Genomic DNA, 14920 nt, shown 5'->3' with positions numbered 1-14920 from the left:
GGCGCTACAAATGGTTGGCCGCGTAGGTCGCCGCTTGGCCCGTCATGCCGTTCATCGGATAGGACACGTGCGCGAAGGCGTCGTTGCCGTCACCGCAGATCCCGTCGCCCGGCGCGCACAACTCGAGCGTCTTGGGCTGATACAGCGGGCCGATGGTGATCACCGGCGCGCCGTACTTCTGCAGCCACGGACCCGACGGCGTCCCGAACAGCGTGACCGCCGCGACGTGGTTCGCGATCTCCGGTGGCATCGGCGGGGGGACCGCGGAAGCCGGGACGCCCGGCGGCACGGCGGCCGAGGTGGTGAAACCCGCCACCGCGGCGCCCTGGGAATACCCGCCCAGCACCTCCTTGGTATTCGGGCAATTTTTCGCCATCGACTCGATGTGGCCGCCGGCGTCACGGATGCCGTCGATGACGGTCGCCGGGAAATCGGGGTTGGAAAAATCGGTGCTCGCCGGGTAGTTGACCGGATACACCCCGAGCGATCGGCCGCCGAGCTGCCCGCGCAACGCGTCGATGAAGGACCCTCCGACGCCCCCGACGCCGGGCGGCTCGCCCGAGCCGCGCGCGAACACCACCTCGACATCGGGACACGGGTCCGCGGACGCCGCGGGGGCGGGGGCGCCCAACAGTGCGAAGCCGGCCGCGACCGCCGCAGCTCCCATGGATGTCGTGTATCGGCGCATGTTCGTAGGCCTTCGCATTGTCTGGTCCTTTACCCATTATTCGGCGCCAATTGCGGGGTGGACTGCCGATCGGCAAGGAAAGACCAGCGGGGCCAACGGCCGTCACCGGCCGACCCGCTGGTCAGCGGTCACTTACTTCTTGAAGGCGTCTTTGATCTTCTCGCCGGCGTCCTTGAGGCTGGATTTCGCCTGATCGGCCCTGCCCTCGTCCCGGGTGTCGCGATCGCCGGTGGCCTTGCCGATGGCCTCCTTGGCCCGGCCGCCGAGATCCTCGATCTTGTTCTTCGCCTTGTCTGTCCCACTCATGCCGCTGTGACTACCCGGCGGTGGGTGGTCTTGAAACCGCAGTTCGTCGAGGCTGTCATCATGGACTGCGTGGGCACCGCAATCGTGGTGGCGATCGTCGTGACGCTGATGCTGCTGGGCATCGGGATGGTGGTCAACCAGCTTTTCCGGCTCAGGAAGTGGCTGAACGCCCCGCCCCCGGGGCAACCGCCCGGCGAAGACGCCCACGGCCCCCCGGATTGACCCGTGTTCAGCCCATTTACCGGCTGATAGCTTGATTTCCGTGATGGCCTCGCGTCGCGGATCGGACTTGCTGGTGAGCGGCGATGGCCTGCCGCGGGGCGTGTCCGGGGCCGCCGACCCGCATTTCGCCAACGTCATCGGGATTTTCGCGCGGCTGTTCCCCGGCCGCCGGTTTGGCGGTGGAGCGCTGACCGTCTACATCGACGGCGCGCCCGTCGTCGACGTCTGGACGGGCTGGTCGGACCGCGCCGGCACCGAGCTCTGGACCGCCGACACCGGCGCGATGGTGTTCTCGGCCACCAAGGGCGTCGCGTCGACGGTGATTCACCGGCTGGCCGACCGGGGCCTGCTGTCCTACGACGATCCGGTCGCCGAATACTGGCCCGAATTCGCGGCCAACGGCAAGGCCGACATCACCGTCCGCGACGTCCTCCGGCACCGGTCCGGGCTGTCGCACCTGCGGGGCGTCACCAAGGCGGATCTGATGGACCATCTCCTCATGGAGGAGCGCCTGGCCGCCGCGCCCGTCGACCACCTGCGCGGCGTGCAGGCGTATCACGCGCTGACCTACGGATGGCTGCTGTCCGGTCTGGCCAGGGCGGTGACGGGCAAAGGCATGCGAGAGCTGATCCGGCAGGAGATCGCGCGTCCGCTCAATACCGACGGCCTGCACCTGGGCCGCCCGCCGCAGGGTGCGCCGACCCGCGCGGCCCAAATCCTGATACCGCAGGGAAAGCTGCGCGCCCCGGTGTTCAATTTCATCGCACCGAAATTGGCCGGGCTGCCGTTCTCGGGCGCGCTGGGCGCGATGTACTTCCCCGGCGTCATCTCGCTCATCAAGGGGGACACCGGGTTTTTGGACGGCGAGGTGCCGGCGGCCAACGGCGTGGTGACCGGACGCGGGTTGGCCAAGATGTACGCGGTGCTGGCCAACGACGGCCGCATCGACGGCAAGAAGTTCTTGTCCAAGGAGTTGGTGCGCGGCCTGACCGGCCAGCCGCAGCGCAAGTGGCCCGACGCAAACATGGTGGTGCCCATGCCTTTTCATCTGGGCTACCACGAGTCGCCGGTTCCCGGCCTGCTCAAGGGTTTCGGGCACGTGGGGCTGGGCGGGACGCTCGGCTGGGCGGATCCGGAATCCGGCAGCGCCTTCGGGTTCGTGCACAACCGGTTGTTGACGCCGTTGCTGTTCGACATGGGATCGTTCGCGGGGCTGGCCGGCCCGTTGCGCAACGCGATCGAGGCCGCTCGTCGCCAGGGCCCGCTGGAGGTGCCGCGGCTGGGCGCGACCTACGCCAAACCCGCCCGGCGCAAGGCCGTGCCGGCGACGGCGGCGTCGGCCGAAGGTTAGCCGTCAGAAGCCGAAGAAGCCCGACTGGTTGGCGCCCATGTGGAAGGCGCCCGAGCTCAGGAACGCGCCAGCCATGTTCGCCAGGCCCGTGCTGAATGTGGCGCCGGAGTTGAAAAAGCCGACGTCGAAGGCGGCGTTGCCGAAGTTGCCGATGCCGACGTTGAAGTCGCCCGGACCGGAGTTGAAGAAGCCGACGTCGAAGCCGTCGCCGGAGTTCATGAAACCGATCGAGGGGCTAGTCGACGAGTTGAAGTAGCCCACGTCGCCGTTGCCGCTGCCCGAGTTCATGCCACCCGACGTGAAGCCGCCCGCAGCCGTGTTGAAGAAGCCCGAGCTGAAGCCGCCCGCACCGGTGTTGAAGAAGCCAGAGTTGTCCGTGCCGGTGTTGCCGAAACCCGAGTTGGCAACGACCCCAGTCATGTTGGCGGTGCTGCCCACGCCGGTGTCGAGGATTCCCGCATTGAAGATGCCCGTGTTGATCAAACCCGAATTCCCGTAGCCGGTATTGAAGTCGCCCGCGTTGCCGTCGCCCGTGTTGTCGACCCCCGCGTCGAAATTGCCGGTGTTGCCCACGCCCGAGTTGAACATTCCCATGTTCTCCGAGCCGGAGTTCCCCATGCCGGCGTTCAGGGCGCCGGCATTGCCTACGCCGAAGTTGTTTTGGCCGGAGTTGCCGATGCCGAGGTTGTTGCCGGTGAACATGTTCGCGCCCGAGTTGCCGAACCCCATGTCGAGGCCGCCCGAGTTGCCGATGCCGGTGTCGACGTGACCCGAGTTGAAGAAGCCGGTGTCGGTGACACCCGAGTTGCCGATGCCGAAGTTTCCGTCGCCGGAGTTGAAGAAGCCGATGTTGTTGTTGCCCGAGTTGAACAGGCCGATGTTGCCGCTGCCGGAGTTCAGCCCGCCGAAGTTGAACTGATTGGTGGCGGTATTGAAGTAGGTGTCCCCGATGCCGATCTCATTGTTGCCGGTAAGCCCGAGGCCGATGTTGTTGTTCCCGGTGTTCCCTGCGCCGATGTTGCCGTTGCCCGCGGTACCGCCGGGGCCCGAGTTGCCGAAGCCGACGTTGTTGCTGCCGAAGTTGCCGAAGCCATAATTGGCGTTCCCGTTGTTGCCGCTGCCGTAGTTGCCGCTGCCGAGGTTGCCGCTGCCGTAGTTGGCGTCGCCGTTGTTGCCCGAGCCGAAGTTCCCGCTGCCGGTGTTCCCGGAGCCGAGGTTTTGGTTGCCGATGTTGCCGCTGCCCAGGTTGAGGTTGCCGGTGTTGCCGTTGCCGAGGTTCTGGTTACCGAAGTTGCCACCGCCCAGGTTGGCGTTGCCGACGTTGCCGCTGCCCAGGTTGTTGTTTCCGAGGTTGCCGTGACCGAGGTTGGTATTCCCGGTGTTGCCGCTGCCCAGGTTGTTACTGCCGAGGTTGCCGACGCCGAGGTTCACAGAGGGCGCGGCCGTGGCCGCGCCGGGGAACGGGCGTATGCCGACGCTGCGCTCGACCCTGGCGACCGCGGTCTGGCGCAGGATCTGCGCTTTGGACACCGACCCGTCGCACGCCGACCTGACGGCGGCGGCCATGGGATTGTCGGATATGGCGACCGCCGCCGCCTGGCTTGCCGCGGCGGGCAGGCCCTGCAGCAATTGCGGTAGCGAAGCCAGCTGCGCTGCGGCGGCCGAGGCGCCGCCGTGATACCCGACCATCGCGGCCACGTCCTGGGCCCACATCAGCTCGTACTGGCCCTCGGCGGCGGCGATCGCAGGGGCGTTGAAGCCGAACAGGTTTGAGCGCACAAGCTGCACCAGCTGACTGCGGTTGGCTGCCACCAGCACAGGGTGGACCGTGGCCGCCAGGGCCGACTCGAACGCACCGGCGACCGCGTTGGCCTGCGCGGCCGCATTTTGCGCCTGGGTCGCCGCCGTGCTCAACCATGTCGAATAGGGAGCCGCCGCGGCCACCATCGCCGCCGACGCGGGACCCTGCCAGGCCTGGCCCGCCAGGTCGGAGGTCACCGACGAGAACGAGTCGGCCGCCGCTCCCAGCTCGCCGGCGAGCCCGTCCCAGGCGGACGCCGCCGCCAGCAGCGGACCCGAGCCTGCGCCGCCGAACATCAGCGAGGAGTTGATTTCCGGTGGGAATATCGAAAAGTTCATCGCCGCAGTCCCTTCTGGGCGCCCGGGGCCGCGTCGGTGCGCGCTATGCCCACCTCACAGCGCCCGCCCCCGCAGCGGAACGAAGCAGACTATACGAGCAGACCGTTTGAATGTGGCTGTTTTCGCGAGTTCGTACCAAATCCAGATGTTGCGCCGGCTTTAGCCCGTCACACCTTCGCGAAGCCCTTGGGAAGCGTGAGCGGCAGATCGGTGTACGTCACGATGCCCGGCGGGGCGGCGACGACGGCCGGGATCGCGTTGATGACGGGCAGCGCCGTCATGATGTGTCCGAGCGCCATGAAGTCGGCGATCGTCTCGGCCTGGAAGTAGGGGGGCGGCAGGAACCCGACCTTGGTGCTCACCGTTGGCTGCCCGTCGATCTGGATGACCCAGCCGTCCTGGTCGATCTTCCAATCGGGCTCGAGCGTCTGCCCTTTGCGCCACCGGACGTTCAGATCGATCAGGGTCTTGTCGCCGACGATGCCCTGCCAGCTGATGTAGACGCCCGCCACGCATCCCGCGGCGATCGTCCAGGATGCCATCTCGAGATCGGCTGTGGTCTGGGCGAATTCGGCCACGCAACGCACCTCGTCGAGCTCGACGCCGAGCGCGTCGGCCACCAGCCGCACGGCCTCGCCGAAAATGGCGGTCCCCTTCCGGGCCATCTCGGCCAGCTCCGGGTGGTCGATCGGCTGACCGAACCCCACCGGCTTCTCGGTGTCCGGAGAGTCGTAGAACGTGGTGTCGGCCGCCTCGATCACGCTGACCTTGTCGATCCTGTTGCACACCATCGCCGAGACGATGGCCAACAGCTCGGCGAAGCCCGGGCTGACGCCGGAGCCGAACATCGTCGACCCACCCTTCTGGCAGGCTTCGACGATGCGGTCGCGGCCCTCACCCAGGTTGGCCCCGGTGATGAAGGACGCCGTCGTCACCACGTTGACGCCCGCGGACAGGATGCGGACCAACTCGTCGACGTCGATCCACATCGGGTTGTAGACGACGCAGTCCGGCTTCAGGGCGAGCAGCGCGTCGACGTCGTTGGTGGCGGCCACGCCCAGCGGCGCAATGCCGACCAGCTCGCCCGCGTCACGGCCGACCTTCGACTCTGACCAGGCATAACAGCCCACCAGCTCGAGCGCGGGATTGTCGGCGATCGATTGCAGCGAGCTCTTGCCGACGTTCCCGGTGGTCCACTGGACGACGCGATAGTTGTTTGGCACTCGCTCAGCATAGGGAATGGGGCCCGGCCGGGCGAGAGAGGTCAGTAATCGGATTCGGCGGCCAGGATCTCGGCCAGGAAGGCGTCGTCCGGCGGCCGGTCCAGCCGCGCCCGCGCCCACCGGCGGACCCTGTCCCGGGTGTCGCGCGTCTCGATCCCGCCCGCCGCCTCGGCGCCGACGATCACCGACGTCGCCGACCAATCGTGGCCCCAGGCGGCCGATTCCGGCACCGGCCGTCGCTCGCGGTCGACCAGGGGGAGGGTGGCGTCGCCGTCGGCGTCCAGAGCGCCGCTGCCGGTGATGGCACCGGACCGCAGGTGCACCGCGATTCCGGTGGCCGGGACGGGCCCGATCACGGCCGCCCGCACGACGGCGACCACCTCGGCGCCGGCCACCTCGACGCTCCAGTCGACGGTGTTCTCGCCCGCGTCGAAGATCCCGGGCGGCACCGCGCTCCAGCTGACGGACGCGACACCGCGGGCGATCGGCGCCGTGCCCCGTGGCCCCGCTCCGGCGCCGGCGGCCAACGCGTAGTCGTCACGACGCCCGCCCGGCCGGGTCAGCTCGCCGTCCGGTGCGGCGCCCGAATCATCCAGCAGCGCCAGCAATTGCGGCCATCCGGCGCCGTCGACGCCCACCTCCTCGGCCAGCCCGGCGCCGGCTCGCACCAAGTCGAGGACCCGCGGATCGCCACCGCGCGCGTGGCCGATCAGGGCGAGGGCATGCGGCGCGAGCAGCTCCTCCACGTCCGAGTCCAGGGTGTCGTCGGTGAAGAAACCCTGCGCGCCGGAGGTGAGCAGCGCGACCTCCACGTCGAGCAGCGCACGGTCGAGCCCGGCGATGCCGTCCAGGCGGCTGACGGGCCACCACCGCCGCAGCCAATGGCCCACGGCCAGCCGCCGGAGCGGGGCGAGCGATCCGGGCACGATCTCGACGCCGGCGAGCTCGATGCCGTGCGGTTGCTCGGCCGCGCCGTCGACCGCCGCCACCAGGGCGACGTGCCCGGAGTCGCCGAGGACGCGCCAAAGCCAGTCGGCGCGGGACAAATCGGTGAAGGCGATTCGGGTCCCGGCATCGCCCGGGGGCTCGTCGATCATCCAGGACAGCACCGCGCCACTGACTTCCAGCACCGCGGCCAGCGGCGTCTCGACGGGGGCGGCTCCGGTCGTCCACAGACCGGACTCGGCGACCAATCTCATCCGGCCACCTGCAATTCCAGCATCGCCTTGATCCGTTGCCGGTGGTCCAGGCTCACCGACCGCGCGACACCCTCCAACAGGGACCGCACCTCGTCGACGTCATCGCACGGCTCCTGCCAGACGTCGCGTCCGTGCAGCCGCGCCCAGAGCCGGCTCAGGTACGGCTGCGCGTAGGCGGCGAGGTCGTCGACGACCTGACGTTGGCGGGGATGGATCGGACCGCCCTCGGCGAGGTAGCGCCGGGCGTGCAGCACGTAGGCCTCCTTGCGCAGCCGGGCCTGGATCTGCGCCGCCAGCGGGTAGCGGCTGGAGACCGACGGGTCCAAAGGCGCCAGCTCGACGGCCACCTCGATGCCGGCCACCAGGGTGGCCTGCTTGTCCTCGGACAACAACCCCCACGGCGCCGACGCCCGGTCCACCTCCTCCTCGCACAGCAGCGGGATGTCCGGCAGCGCGTCGCGGTCCAGGCCGCGCCGTAGCGTCGCGCGTACCCGGTCCACCACGCTGCGGTCCAGCGGACGATCGCTGTCCGACTCGCCCGCGATCCGCGGTTGGCGTTGGGGCTCAGCCGAACTCAAGCCGAGTTCGACGATCGACCACGGCAGCGCGGCCCCCTCCAGCCGCGCCAGCGCGCCCAGGTTGTACGGGGTCGCGTCGGCGATCACGGCCGACCAGACGCGCTGCCGGGCCGTCGCGGCCCGGTGGCCGGTGGCGGGTCCGAGCACCGTGCCGAGTTCGGCCAGGAACTCCCCGGTTTCCGGCTGGGTGGCCCGCACGTCACGCCAGCTGCGGTCGAGCTGCTCGGCGAGCCTGCCGACGACGTCGGGGCCGGCCACGTATTGGCGCAGCACCTCGATCGCGGTGCGGTCGCGGCCCTGGTGGAGGTCGGTGAGCACGGCGGCGGCGGTCTCCCGATCTTGCGGCGCCGGTACGCCTTTCGTCACCGCCAGCTCGAAGCACACCGGGAAATACAGCTCCTGGGCGTTGCCGGTGCGGATCCGCTGCCTTCGGCGCTCGAGCTTGAGCGTGTCGAACCATGCTGCCGCGTAACGCAGTTCGCGTGCGCTGCCGACGATCAGGTCGTGCATCGCGGCCGCGGTTTCCGGCGCCACGACGGGGGCCGAGTACTGAGGGTTGGCGCGTAGCCGCAGCACCAACGGGTCGAGGATGCGTTTGACGGTGCGGCTCAGGGGGCCGCCGTCGTCGCTGCTGAGCACCTCGACGCCCGGGCCGATCGCCCGCCACGCGGCCTCGATCACCGACCGGCGTGGGTGGCCCACGGCGATGTCGGTCGCGATCTGCGAATCCGCGCTCATCTGGACAGGATAGGGGCATTGGGAAAATATCGGCAGCCGAAAAGTTGGGTTCGGTAGCCCCCCGGCGGTTGCAGCCTGGTGGCATGAACAAGCTCATCATGTTGCTGGACCGGTTCCCGTTCACGCGGCGCCGCGTCCCCGCGGGCCCCACCGTCGGGGTCGGCACGGTGCGCGACGTCGGCGACGAACGCCAGGTTTTCGTCGAGGTGGTCGCCGTTTCGGGCGAGACGTTCATCGGGAAACTGGCGGGCGGTGTGGGTGATGCGGACGTGTCGATGCTGCGGCCCGGGCTCGTCGTGTTGGTGGCGTTCGATCCCGCTGCCCGCGAGGAGCTTTCGCTGCCGGACGACGTGCTGGCCGTGCACGCCGCCTGGCCGGCGTCGGTCTGAGCGCTAGCGGGCGCCGTCCACCGCGAACGTGACCAGGGCGCCCCAATACAGCGGGCTGGCGGTGACCTCGCCGTCGCGCCAGCGCCGCATCTGCGCACGCTGCCAACGATTCACCGCGCACCCCGCGTCGGCGCCGTCGTGCGCGTCGTCCACGGCGACAACGACATCGGCCATCGGGTCGGCGTCGTCGTCCGAGGCGAACCGCCGATACGCCGCGGAGGTGGGCAGCGACCACAGGGTGGCGGTGACCAGTTCGGCGCCGCCGAGGATCATCGCCGCCACCAGGCCGGTGGCCTCGTCGAATTGGTAGTCGCCGCCCGATCCGCAGGCCAGCAGCGCGACCCGCGGCGGGATCGGCACCTGCAGCGACATCAGGTCCGAGGCGGTCAGCGGGCGGTGATCACCGATCGACTCGGCGTCGCCGGGGATCCCCGCCGCGCAGGCCAGGTGCAGCGCGGCCCGGTCGGCCCGGCCGTGCGCCGAACTGGCGTGGCCGACGTACACGAGCCGGCTCGGGGCCTGTGCCAGCTGCTTGGCCAGCCAAAGGCGGTCGGCGTCCTGGCGGCGGAACAGCTCGACCGATGCGCTGACCTCCGGCAGCACGGGGCGGCGTGCCATCAGCTCCCCGAAGTGTTGCGCCAGTGGCGTTTCCGGCGACGGCCTGCCGAGCACCGAGCCGAGCGCGGAGTCGGGGCGCTGCCCCGGGACCCGGGGGTCGAGCAGCAACACCGGCGGGGCGCCCCGCCTGGCGTCCCAGCCGGCCGGCGCCCGCGGCGAGTGAACGATGTTGGGCGGCACCGCCATCAGCACGTCGACCAGCTCCATCAGCCGGTGGCCGTCGGTGTGGGTGCCGATGTCGGCCAGCTGCCACGGGATTCGGGCCGCGACGCGCCCGCTGCGGGTGATCGCGTCCTGGCGGGCGCGCACCAGCTCTTCCTTGCTCGGTCCCGATTTCGGCACCGCCAGCAGCCCCCAGGGAACGCGCGCCAGCCGGGCGCTGGGCGAGACGAACAACACCGCCCGCGGCGACGCGGCGCACGCAAGCAACAGCTCCCACCCCGCCGACCCGATCAGCAGCACCCCGAGGATGTAGGCCAGCGTGAGTTCGGCTTCCGGCGTCGCGAACGGACCACTGGTCAGCGCCCGCTCGATGGCATCGGACCGGGTCTCGGCGCCGTGTGGCTCGGGGAGGGCGTCGGTCAGCTCCTGCAACGCCGCGAGCAGAATCGGTTCTTCCACCACCCAATTGACGGTCTTCGCGGGTTGCCCGACGATCCGCAAACTGCCGTAGGTGGCGATCCCGACGTCGGCGAACCGCAGTACCAGGGTCAGCCGGTCCGAATCGCTCATGGCCAGGTGGACCACGCCGGCTCGGCGGCGGTGACGTCGCGTCCGTAGCGCCGCCGCGCCAGGTCGCGATAGTGGCTCATGATCGGCGGGCTGTCGGGCTGCATCTGCAACGGCGGCAACGGGCCGAGCCGCGTCAGCGAGCCGCCGGGGCGCGTCGCCGCCGTGCCGGCCGCCGCCAGCGCCACGTCCTCGTCGGTCTCGGTGCCGAGGACGACGGTCGCGGTGGCCGTCGACGCCCATTCGCCGATCTTCGGCCGCTCTAGATCCGTATCGAAAGTGCCGCGCGCGCTGTGGTATTCGACCAGCTCGCTGATCAGTTGGGTGTTTTCCCACTCCCACGCGACGGCGAAGGCGCCGGCCAGGATGGGCGCCGAAATGCTGGCGGCCCAGCGCGCCCTCGCGTCGGCGTCGGCGATCGAATACCGCACCGAGTCGACCGCGAGCGCGGCGGGCACCTTGAGCTCCGCGGCCTGTTCCAGCTTGCTCATCCCGCGCCAGTATTCCGGGGTACCGATCTCACCCTTGAGGATGCCGAGACCCTCGGCCTGGCGCGCCTCGGTTTCCTCCAGCGTCTCGTCCGGGTCGCCCGAGCTGTCGAAACCGAGGTCGGCCAGCGCATCCGCGCGCCACACCGTGCCGAGATGGCTGTCCAGCTGGGCGTACTGCAGCCAACTGCTGCGCGGCGAGGAGTCGAGCAGCTCCCGCGCCTGGGCGATCAGCTCGACCGCGTCGGCAAACCGGCTCCAGAAGATGGCAATCCAGCTGCGCTGCAACAGGATACGGTGCAAATGCAAGGGCTTCCCCAGTTCACGCCAGTGCCGCTCGGCCTGCTCCCAGCACTGGTCGGCGGCTTCCAGCGCGCCGGATCCCAGCCGGGTGAACCCCATATACAGCCAGCAACGCGCGGCGTCGTGCGCGCGGGCGTATCGGGCGATGACGGGCTGGGCCTCGGAGGCCAGCTGCTCGGTCGTCGCGTGGTCGCCGACCGACCAGCTGGCCGCGGCACGCTCTAGCTTCGTTCTGGCGCTTGCCAATTCCCATCCGCGCGCCTCGGCCCTGGCCCCCGCGCGACGCAGCCAGGGCTCGGCCTCGGTCAGCCTGCCGGTTTCGACGCAGAATCTGCCGTATGCGGTGCCGGCGGCGATCAGGAGGTGATCGGCCAACTCGCTGCCGTCCCGGAGGCGGTCCACGCCGGCAAGCGCCTCTTCCCACAACGGGACCGATTGCACATGCAGGTCGTCGTCGCAGAGCGCCGTGGCGCACAAGACTTGCGCGTGGGCGCGCAGGTAGGTGTGCTCGTCGGCCAGGTCGTCGACGTCGGAGCCGGTGTCGCTCAACGCGCTCAGCGCCGACGCGGCGCCCTCATGGTCGCCGACGGCCGCGGCCAGGCCCGCCTCCAAAAACAGCGCCCGCCGTGAGTACCGGCAGATGAGGTGCGCCACCTCGGCGTCGGACATGCTCACCCGCGCCGCGGCGTCCGGCATCGTTCCGGCGATCCCCGAATAGACGGCCAGGCAGTCGCGGATGCGCCGAATCGACTCGCGCACCCCGTCGTTAGTCCCGCGCGCCAGGTAGATCTCGCCAAGCTGCGCAAGGACTTCCAGCATCAAATCGTCACGATCTTCGCGCTCGATCTGCGGCACCAGCGACAACAGCAGATCCCGCGCGCGCGTCTCGTCGGCGGCGTACGCCAACCGGCGGGCGTTCGCCAATTCGGCGGGGATCGACACGGCTGCATCATAAGTCCGCCGCCGCGGGCGTGGCGAGGTTCCGGAGCGGCGGACGTGTGAGTGAGGGCACGCCCGCCGCCCCGGAGTTCGGTCGATCAACCGCAGGTCACCTTGATGTTGAAGTCCTTGGTGATCATTCCGGCCATCGGGTTCTTCATGTCGGCACCCTGCGCCTGACCGGTGATGGTGTAGGTCTTGCCGTCCACCGCCACGTTGGCCGAACCGACCTTGGCGCCCATCCCGTTGCTGACGGACAGGGCGCTGCCGTCGACGAACAGGGCCAGCGACTCGACCTTGGGGGTGGCCTCGTCGGTCATCACCACGGCCAGCGCCTGCTGGGTGCCGGCGTTGCCGCTGCCGATGTCGATCTTGCCGCCGGTCCGCACACAGGTCACCGACGACGGGTTCAGGCCGGCCAGGTCGGTGCCGCCCACCTTGACCTGCGCGTTGGTGCCGGCGGGGGCGGCGCTGGGCGCCGCGCTCGACGCGGGGCCGGCCGTGTGGCCCCCGCTCGAGCAGCCCACCAGCGCCGACGCGACGCCGAGGGTTCCGATCGCTCCCGCGATGAGACGATTCACTGGTTTTCCTTCCTTCATGCGCCGCCCCATTGGCGCCGCCATGGCCGCCAGTACAGACGTGCCGGGCCGCTACCGATCCCAATTTCCGGCCCGGCCCGGTAGGCTGCCCGACACGCCCGATGAAGGGAGACGCGCGATGGCGAGCGTGAAATGGCTGGAAAAGCCTGAGGCGCATGACTTCCCGGCGGCGGCCGACTACCTCGCCTTGCTCGCGGAGCCGGGGACCGCCGATCAGTTGGCCGAAAAGCTGAAGGCCGGAATCGTCAGCCACCAGAAGGCCAAGGACATTCTGCGGGCGGCGAGGCTGCGGCTGCTACCGGACGACAACCCGCATGTCGCCGCCGACCTCGCCAAGATCAAGAAGGGGCAGGCGTTGTCCCCGATCCTGCTGGTGCGCGGCGACTTCACGACGGGCGTCCCGCTGCAGATCGCCGATGGCTACCACCGGGTGTGCGCGAGCTACCACACCGATGAGAACACCGACATCCCCGTCGTTATCGTCTGATCGTGATCGAGATCGAAGCCGCCGGCGCGGTCCAGGTACTGACCCTGTCCTCCGGGCGCGTCAACGCCCAAGATGTCGAGCTGCTCAAGGAGCTGACGGACGCGCTGGGCGAGCTGCAGCGCTCCGGCGCCGGAGCGCTCGTCGTCACCGGCGCCGGCCGCGCGTTCAGCGCCGGGGTCGACCTCAACCGCGTGGTCGGCGGCGGCGCCGACTACACCGACCGGCTGATCCCCGCCCTGTCCGAGGCGTTCGAGGCGATGTTCTGCTACCCCGGCCCGACGGTGGCCGCCATCAACGGCGCCGCCATCGCGGGCGGCTGCGTGCTGGCGTGCGCCTGCGACCGCAGGCTGATCGGCCCCGAGGCGCAGATCGGGGCCTCCGAGGTCCGCGTCGGGGTGCCGTTTCCGGTGGCCGCGCTCGAGGTGATGCGCTACGCGTGCGGGGACCGCGCCGAGGACGTGCTGCTGGGTGGCCGCGTCTATCGGGGTGACGACGCTGTGGCCCACGGGCTCGCCCACCGGATCGTGGCCGACGACCTCGTCGGGGCGGCCGTGGCGGAGGCCGCCGACCTCGGCGCCATCCCGGCCGACGCCTATCGCCATACCAAAGTGCAGCTACGGGCCCCCGCCCTGGCGCGGATGCGCGAGGGCGCCCTCGTCGACAGCGAGGTTCGCCATGTGTGGGGCGCCGACCAGACGCAGCGGCGCATCGCCGCCTACGTGGACAGCCTCAAGCGCCGCTGACGTCGCGGGCCGCGATCTATTCGTCTATTCGTCGACCGCGACGCCGCCGCGGGTGCGCCGGCGCCGCATCCGGTGGGAACCCTTGCCGGTCGGGCGGCGGTTCTGCAACCCACTCTTGGCCTCGTCGGTTTCCTGCGCCGCCGGTGCTTCCTCGGCGGCTTCGGCCGTTTCGACCGGCTCTTCGGCCTGCTCCGGCGCGTCGGCTTCTTCGGTCGCCTCGGTGTCCGGGGCCTCTTCGGTCTCCTCGGCCTCGGGCTCGGCGCCCTCCCCGGTGACTTCTTCCGTCACCTCGTCGGTCTCGTCGCCCTTCTTGCCGCGGAGCCGCCGCTTCTTGCGCTTTTCCTTCTTCGGCTTGATCGGCTTCGGCGGTGGCGGCGGCAGCTCGGCGACGAACGACAGATAAAACGCGAAGACGCCGAGCACGCCGATCGCGGCCGCGGCGCCGTAAATGCCGAACAGCCAGCGCCCGGCGGCGTCGAGGCTGAGCCAGATCTCGCTGATCGCGGTGCCGATGATCAGCGCGCCGGCCAGCACGTGGGCCACGATCGACCACAGCCTGATGGTCAGCGCCAGCTGCGGGGTGCCCAACTCCGGCTTGCGGGTCCGCAACTGGGTGAACACCACCGGCAGCGCGGCCAGGGCGATCAGCGCGCCCGTCACGATCCGCAGCGTCGTCCCCACCGAATGCGTGATGTCGCCCATCAGCTCAGGCCAGCGGGGCAGCACGAAAAAGAAGTAGAGGAAGCCGGCAGCGATCGAAAAGAGCGCGTGCCACGGTATGGCGACCTTGCGCCCCATACGCCTCCTCATGCTGCCGGTCAGCCTTGTCGGCCGGTAAGCCAGCCTAAAGGCCGGTCAAAGCGATTCCAAACAACCCCCGTGCGTGGACGCGCCCCATCGAGCGCGACCGGTGGCGGAGGATGCGGGATTTGAACCCGCGAGGGCTATTAACCCAACCCGCGTTCCAGGCGAGCGCCATAGGCCACTAGGCGAATCCTCCGTGGGCCATGGTAACCGAGTGCGTCACGGCCGCCGCCAAGCACTTCCGGCCAGGTACTAGACTCGCCGAAGGACCCCGCGCGGCGTCTATCCTGTGAACTCCCCCAGGGCCGGAAGGCAGCAAGGGTCAATGGGCTCTGTCGGGTGCGCGGGGTCCCCTATGTCGGGGCCCACGGCATGTC

General features: G+C 69.8%; 15 protein-coding genes, 1 tRNA gene and 1 other RNA gene. 6 read left to right on the top strand and 11 right to left on the bottom strand.

Features of this window, described 5'->3' with window-relative positions:
• Positions 1 to 4: 4 nt before the first annotated feature.
• Positions 5 to 706: a cutinase family protein gene (locus tag A5673_RS02700; protein ID WP_068226960.1), complete on the bottom strand. Its 702-nt coding sequence runs from the start codon at positions 704 to 706 to the stop codon at positions 5 to 7.
• Between the two features lie 114 nt (positions 707 to 820).
• On the bottom strand, positions 821 to 994 hold the full coding sequence (locus A5673_RS02695) for a CsbD family protein (RefSeq protein WP_068226959.1): 174 nt from the start codon (positions 992 to 994) through the stop codon (positions 821 to 823).
• Between the two features lie 69 nt (positions 995 to 1063).
• Between A5673_RS02695 and A5673_RS02690 the strand changes: the two genes are divergently transcribed.
• Complete coding sequence (locus A5673_RS02690) at positions 1064 to 1216, top strand: hypothetical protein (RefSeq protein ID WP_197518276.1); 153 nt, start codon at positions 1064 to 1066, stop codon at positions 1214 to 1216.
• A gap of 43 nt (positions 1217 to 1259) precedes the next feature.
• Positions 1260 to 2567: a serine hydrolase domain-containing protein gene (locus tag A5673_RS02685; RefSeq protein WP_068226993.1), complete on the top strand. Its 1308-nt coding sequence runs from the start codon at positions 1260 to 1262 to the stop codon at positions 2565 to 2567.
• Between the two features lie 3 nt (positions 2568 to 2570).
• Here A5673_RS02685 and A5673_RS02680 read toward each other — a convergent pair whose 3' ends face one another.
• The 4 genes from A5673_RS02680 to A5673_RS02665 all read right to left on the bottom strand — a co-directional run bounded on the left by A5673_RS02680 (position 2571) and on the right by A5673_RS02665 (position 8444).
• Complete coding sequence (locus A5673_RS02680; RefSeq protein ID WP_068226957.1) at positions 2571 to 4706, bottom strand: PPE family protein; 2136 nt, start codon at positions 4704 to 4706, stop codon at positions 2571 to 2573.
• A 167-nt stretch (positions 4707 to 4873) separates the two neighbouring features.
• A complete protein-coding gene (locus A5673_RS02675; RefSeq protein WP_068226956.1) occupies positions 4874 to 5929 on the bottom strand; it encodes a dihydrodipicolinate reductase in 1056 nt (351 codons plus the stop codon).
• A gap of 41 nt (positions 5930 to 5970) precedes the next feature.
• Complete coding sequence (locus tag A5673_RS02670) at positions 5971 to 7128, bottom strand: hypothetical protein (protein ID WP_068226955.1); 1158 nt, start codon at positions 7126 to 7128, stop codon at positions 5971 to 5973.
• The gene (locus A5673_RS02665; RefSeq protein WP_068226954.1) at positions 7125 to 8444 is read right to left on the bottom strand and encodes a hypothetical protein; all 1320 of its coding nucleotides are present in this window, start codon (positions 8442 to 8444) and stop codon (positions 7125 to 7127) included. Before A5673_RS02665 ends, A5673_RS02670 begins: the two co-directional genes overlap by 4 nt.
• Before the next feature lie 44 nt (positions 8445 to 8488).
• Here A5673_RS02665 and A5673_RS02660 point away from each other — a divergent pair, with 44 nt between their 5' ends.
• Positions 8489 to 8833, top strand: a complete 345-nt coding sequence (locus A5673_RS02660; RefSeq protein WP_068226953.1) for a hypothetical protein — start codon at positions 8489 to 8491, stop codon at positions 8831 to 8833.
• A 3-nt stretch (positions 8834 to 8836) separates the two neighbouring features.
• On the opposite strand, the gene A5673_RS02655 is transcribed toward A5673_RS02660, so the two are convergent.
• The 3 genes from A5673_RS02655 to A5673_RS02645 all read right to left on the bottom strand — a co-directional run bounded on the left by A5673_RS02655 (position 8837) and on the right by A5673_RS02645 (position 12491).
• Positions 8837 to 10183, bottom strand: a complete 1347-nt coding sequence (locus A5673_RS02655) for a CHAT domain-containing protein (protein ID WP_068226992.1) — start codon at positions 10181 to 10183, stop codon at positions 8837 to 8839.
• Complete coding sequence (locus tag A5673_RS02650) at positions 10180 to 11913, bottom strand: hypothetical protein (RefSeq protein ID WP_068226952.1); 1734 nt, start codon at positions 11911 to 11913, stop codon at positions 10180 to 10182. The genes A5673_RS02655 and A5673_RS02650 overlap by 4 nt, the downstream gene beginning before the upstream one ends.
• Positions 11914 to 12008: 95 nt before the next feature.
• The gene (locus A5673_RS02645; RefSeq protein WP_068226951.1) at positions 12009 to 12491 is read right to left on the bottom strand and encodes a lipoprotein LpqH; all 483 of its coding nucleotides are present in this window, start codon (positions 12489 to 12491) and stop codon (positions 12009 to 12011) included.
• Between the two features lie 136 nt (positions 12492 to 12627).
• Here A5673_RS02645 and A5673_RS02640 point away from each other — a divergent pair, with 136 nt between their 5' ends.
• Positions 12628 to 12996 carry a hypothetical protein gene (locus A5673_RS02640; RefSeq protein ID WP_068226950.1) on the top strand — a complete coding sequence of 123 codons (369 nt, stop codon included), beginning with the start codon at positions 12628 to 12630 and terminating at the stop codon, positions 12994 to 12996.
• A gap of 2 nt (positions 12997 to 12998) precedes the next feature.
• On the top strand, positions 12999 to 13739 hold the full coding sequence (locus tag A5673_RS02635; protein WP_231970815.1) for an enoyl-CoA hydratase/isomerase family protein: 741 nt from the start codon (positions 12999 to 13001) through the stop codon (positions 13737 to 13739).
• A gap of 24 nt (positions 13740 to 13763) precedes the next feature.
• Here the strand turns inward: A5673_RS02635 and A5673_RS02630 are convergent, their stop codons facing one another.
• Both A5673_RS02630 and A5673_RS02625 read right to left on the bottom strand, forming a co-directional pair.
• A complete protein-coding gene (locus tag A5673_RS02630) occupies positions 13764 to 14537 on the bottom strand; it encodes a hypothetical protein (RefSeq protein ID WP_068226948.1) in 774 nt (257 codons plus the stop codon).
• A gap of 113 nt (positions 14538 to 14650) precedes the next feature.
• Positions 14651 to 14739: transfer RNA gene (locus A5673_RS02625), tRNA-Ser, on the bottom strand.
• A gap of 66 nt (positions 14740 to 14805) precedes the next feature.
• On the opposite strand from A5673_RS02625, the gene ffs reads away from it, so the two are divergent.
• Positions 14806 to 14902, top strand: an RNA gene (gene ffs / locus A5673_RS02620) — signal recognition particle sRNA small type.
• The last annotated feature ends 18 nt before the right edge of the window (positions 14903 to 14920 follow it).

Origin of the sequence: Mycobacterium sp. E3198, assembly GCF_001667015.1 — a bacterium.
In the GTDB taxonomy this organism is placed as follows: domain Bacteria; phylum Actinomycetota; class Actinomycetes; order Mycobacteriales; family Mycobacteriaceae; genus Mycobacterium.
This window is presented reverse-complemented; position numbering and strand designations above follow the sequence as displayed.

Bases quoted from the DNA above. Each gene is read 5' to 3' on its own strand.
- A5673_RS02700 (WP_068226960.1), bottom strand. From the start codon at position 706: ATGCGAAGGCCTACGAACATGCGCCGATACACGACATCCATGGGAGCT.
- A5673_RS02695 (WP_068226959.1), bottom strand. From the start codon at position 994: ATGAGTGGGACAGACAAGGCGAAGAACAAGATCGAGGATCTCGGCGGC.
- A5673_RS02685 (WP_068226993.1), top strand. From the start codon at position 1,260: ATGGCCTCGCGTCGCGGATCGGACTTGCTGGTGAGCGGCGATGGCCTG.
- A5673_RS02680 (WP_068226957.1), bottom strand. From the start codon at position 4,706: ATGAACTTTTCGATATTCCCACCGGAAATCAACTCCTCGCTGATGTTC.
- A5673_RS02670 (WP_068226955.1), bottom strand. From the start codon at position 7,128: ATGAGATTGGTCGCCGAGTCCGGTCTGTGGACGACCGGAGCCGCCCCC.
- A5673_RS02665 (WP_068226954.1), bottom strand. From the start codon at position 8,444: ATGAGCGCGGATTCGCAGATCGCGACCGACATCGCCGTGGGCCACCCA.
- A5673_RS02655 (WP_068226992.1), bottom strand. From the start codon at position 10,183: ATGAGCGATTCGGACCGGCTGACCCTGGTACTGCGGTTCGCCGACGTC.
- A5673_RS02640 (WP_068226950.1), top strand. From the start codon at position 12,628: ATGGCGAGCGTGAAATGGCTGGAAAAGCCTGAGGCGCATGACTTCCCG.
- A5673_RS02630 (WP_068226948.1), bottom strand. From the start codon at position 14,537: ATGGGGCGCAAGGTCGCCATACCGTGGCACGCGCTCTTTTCGATCGCT.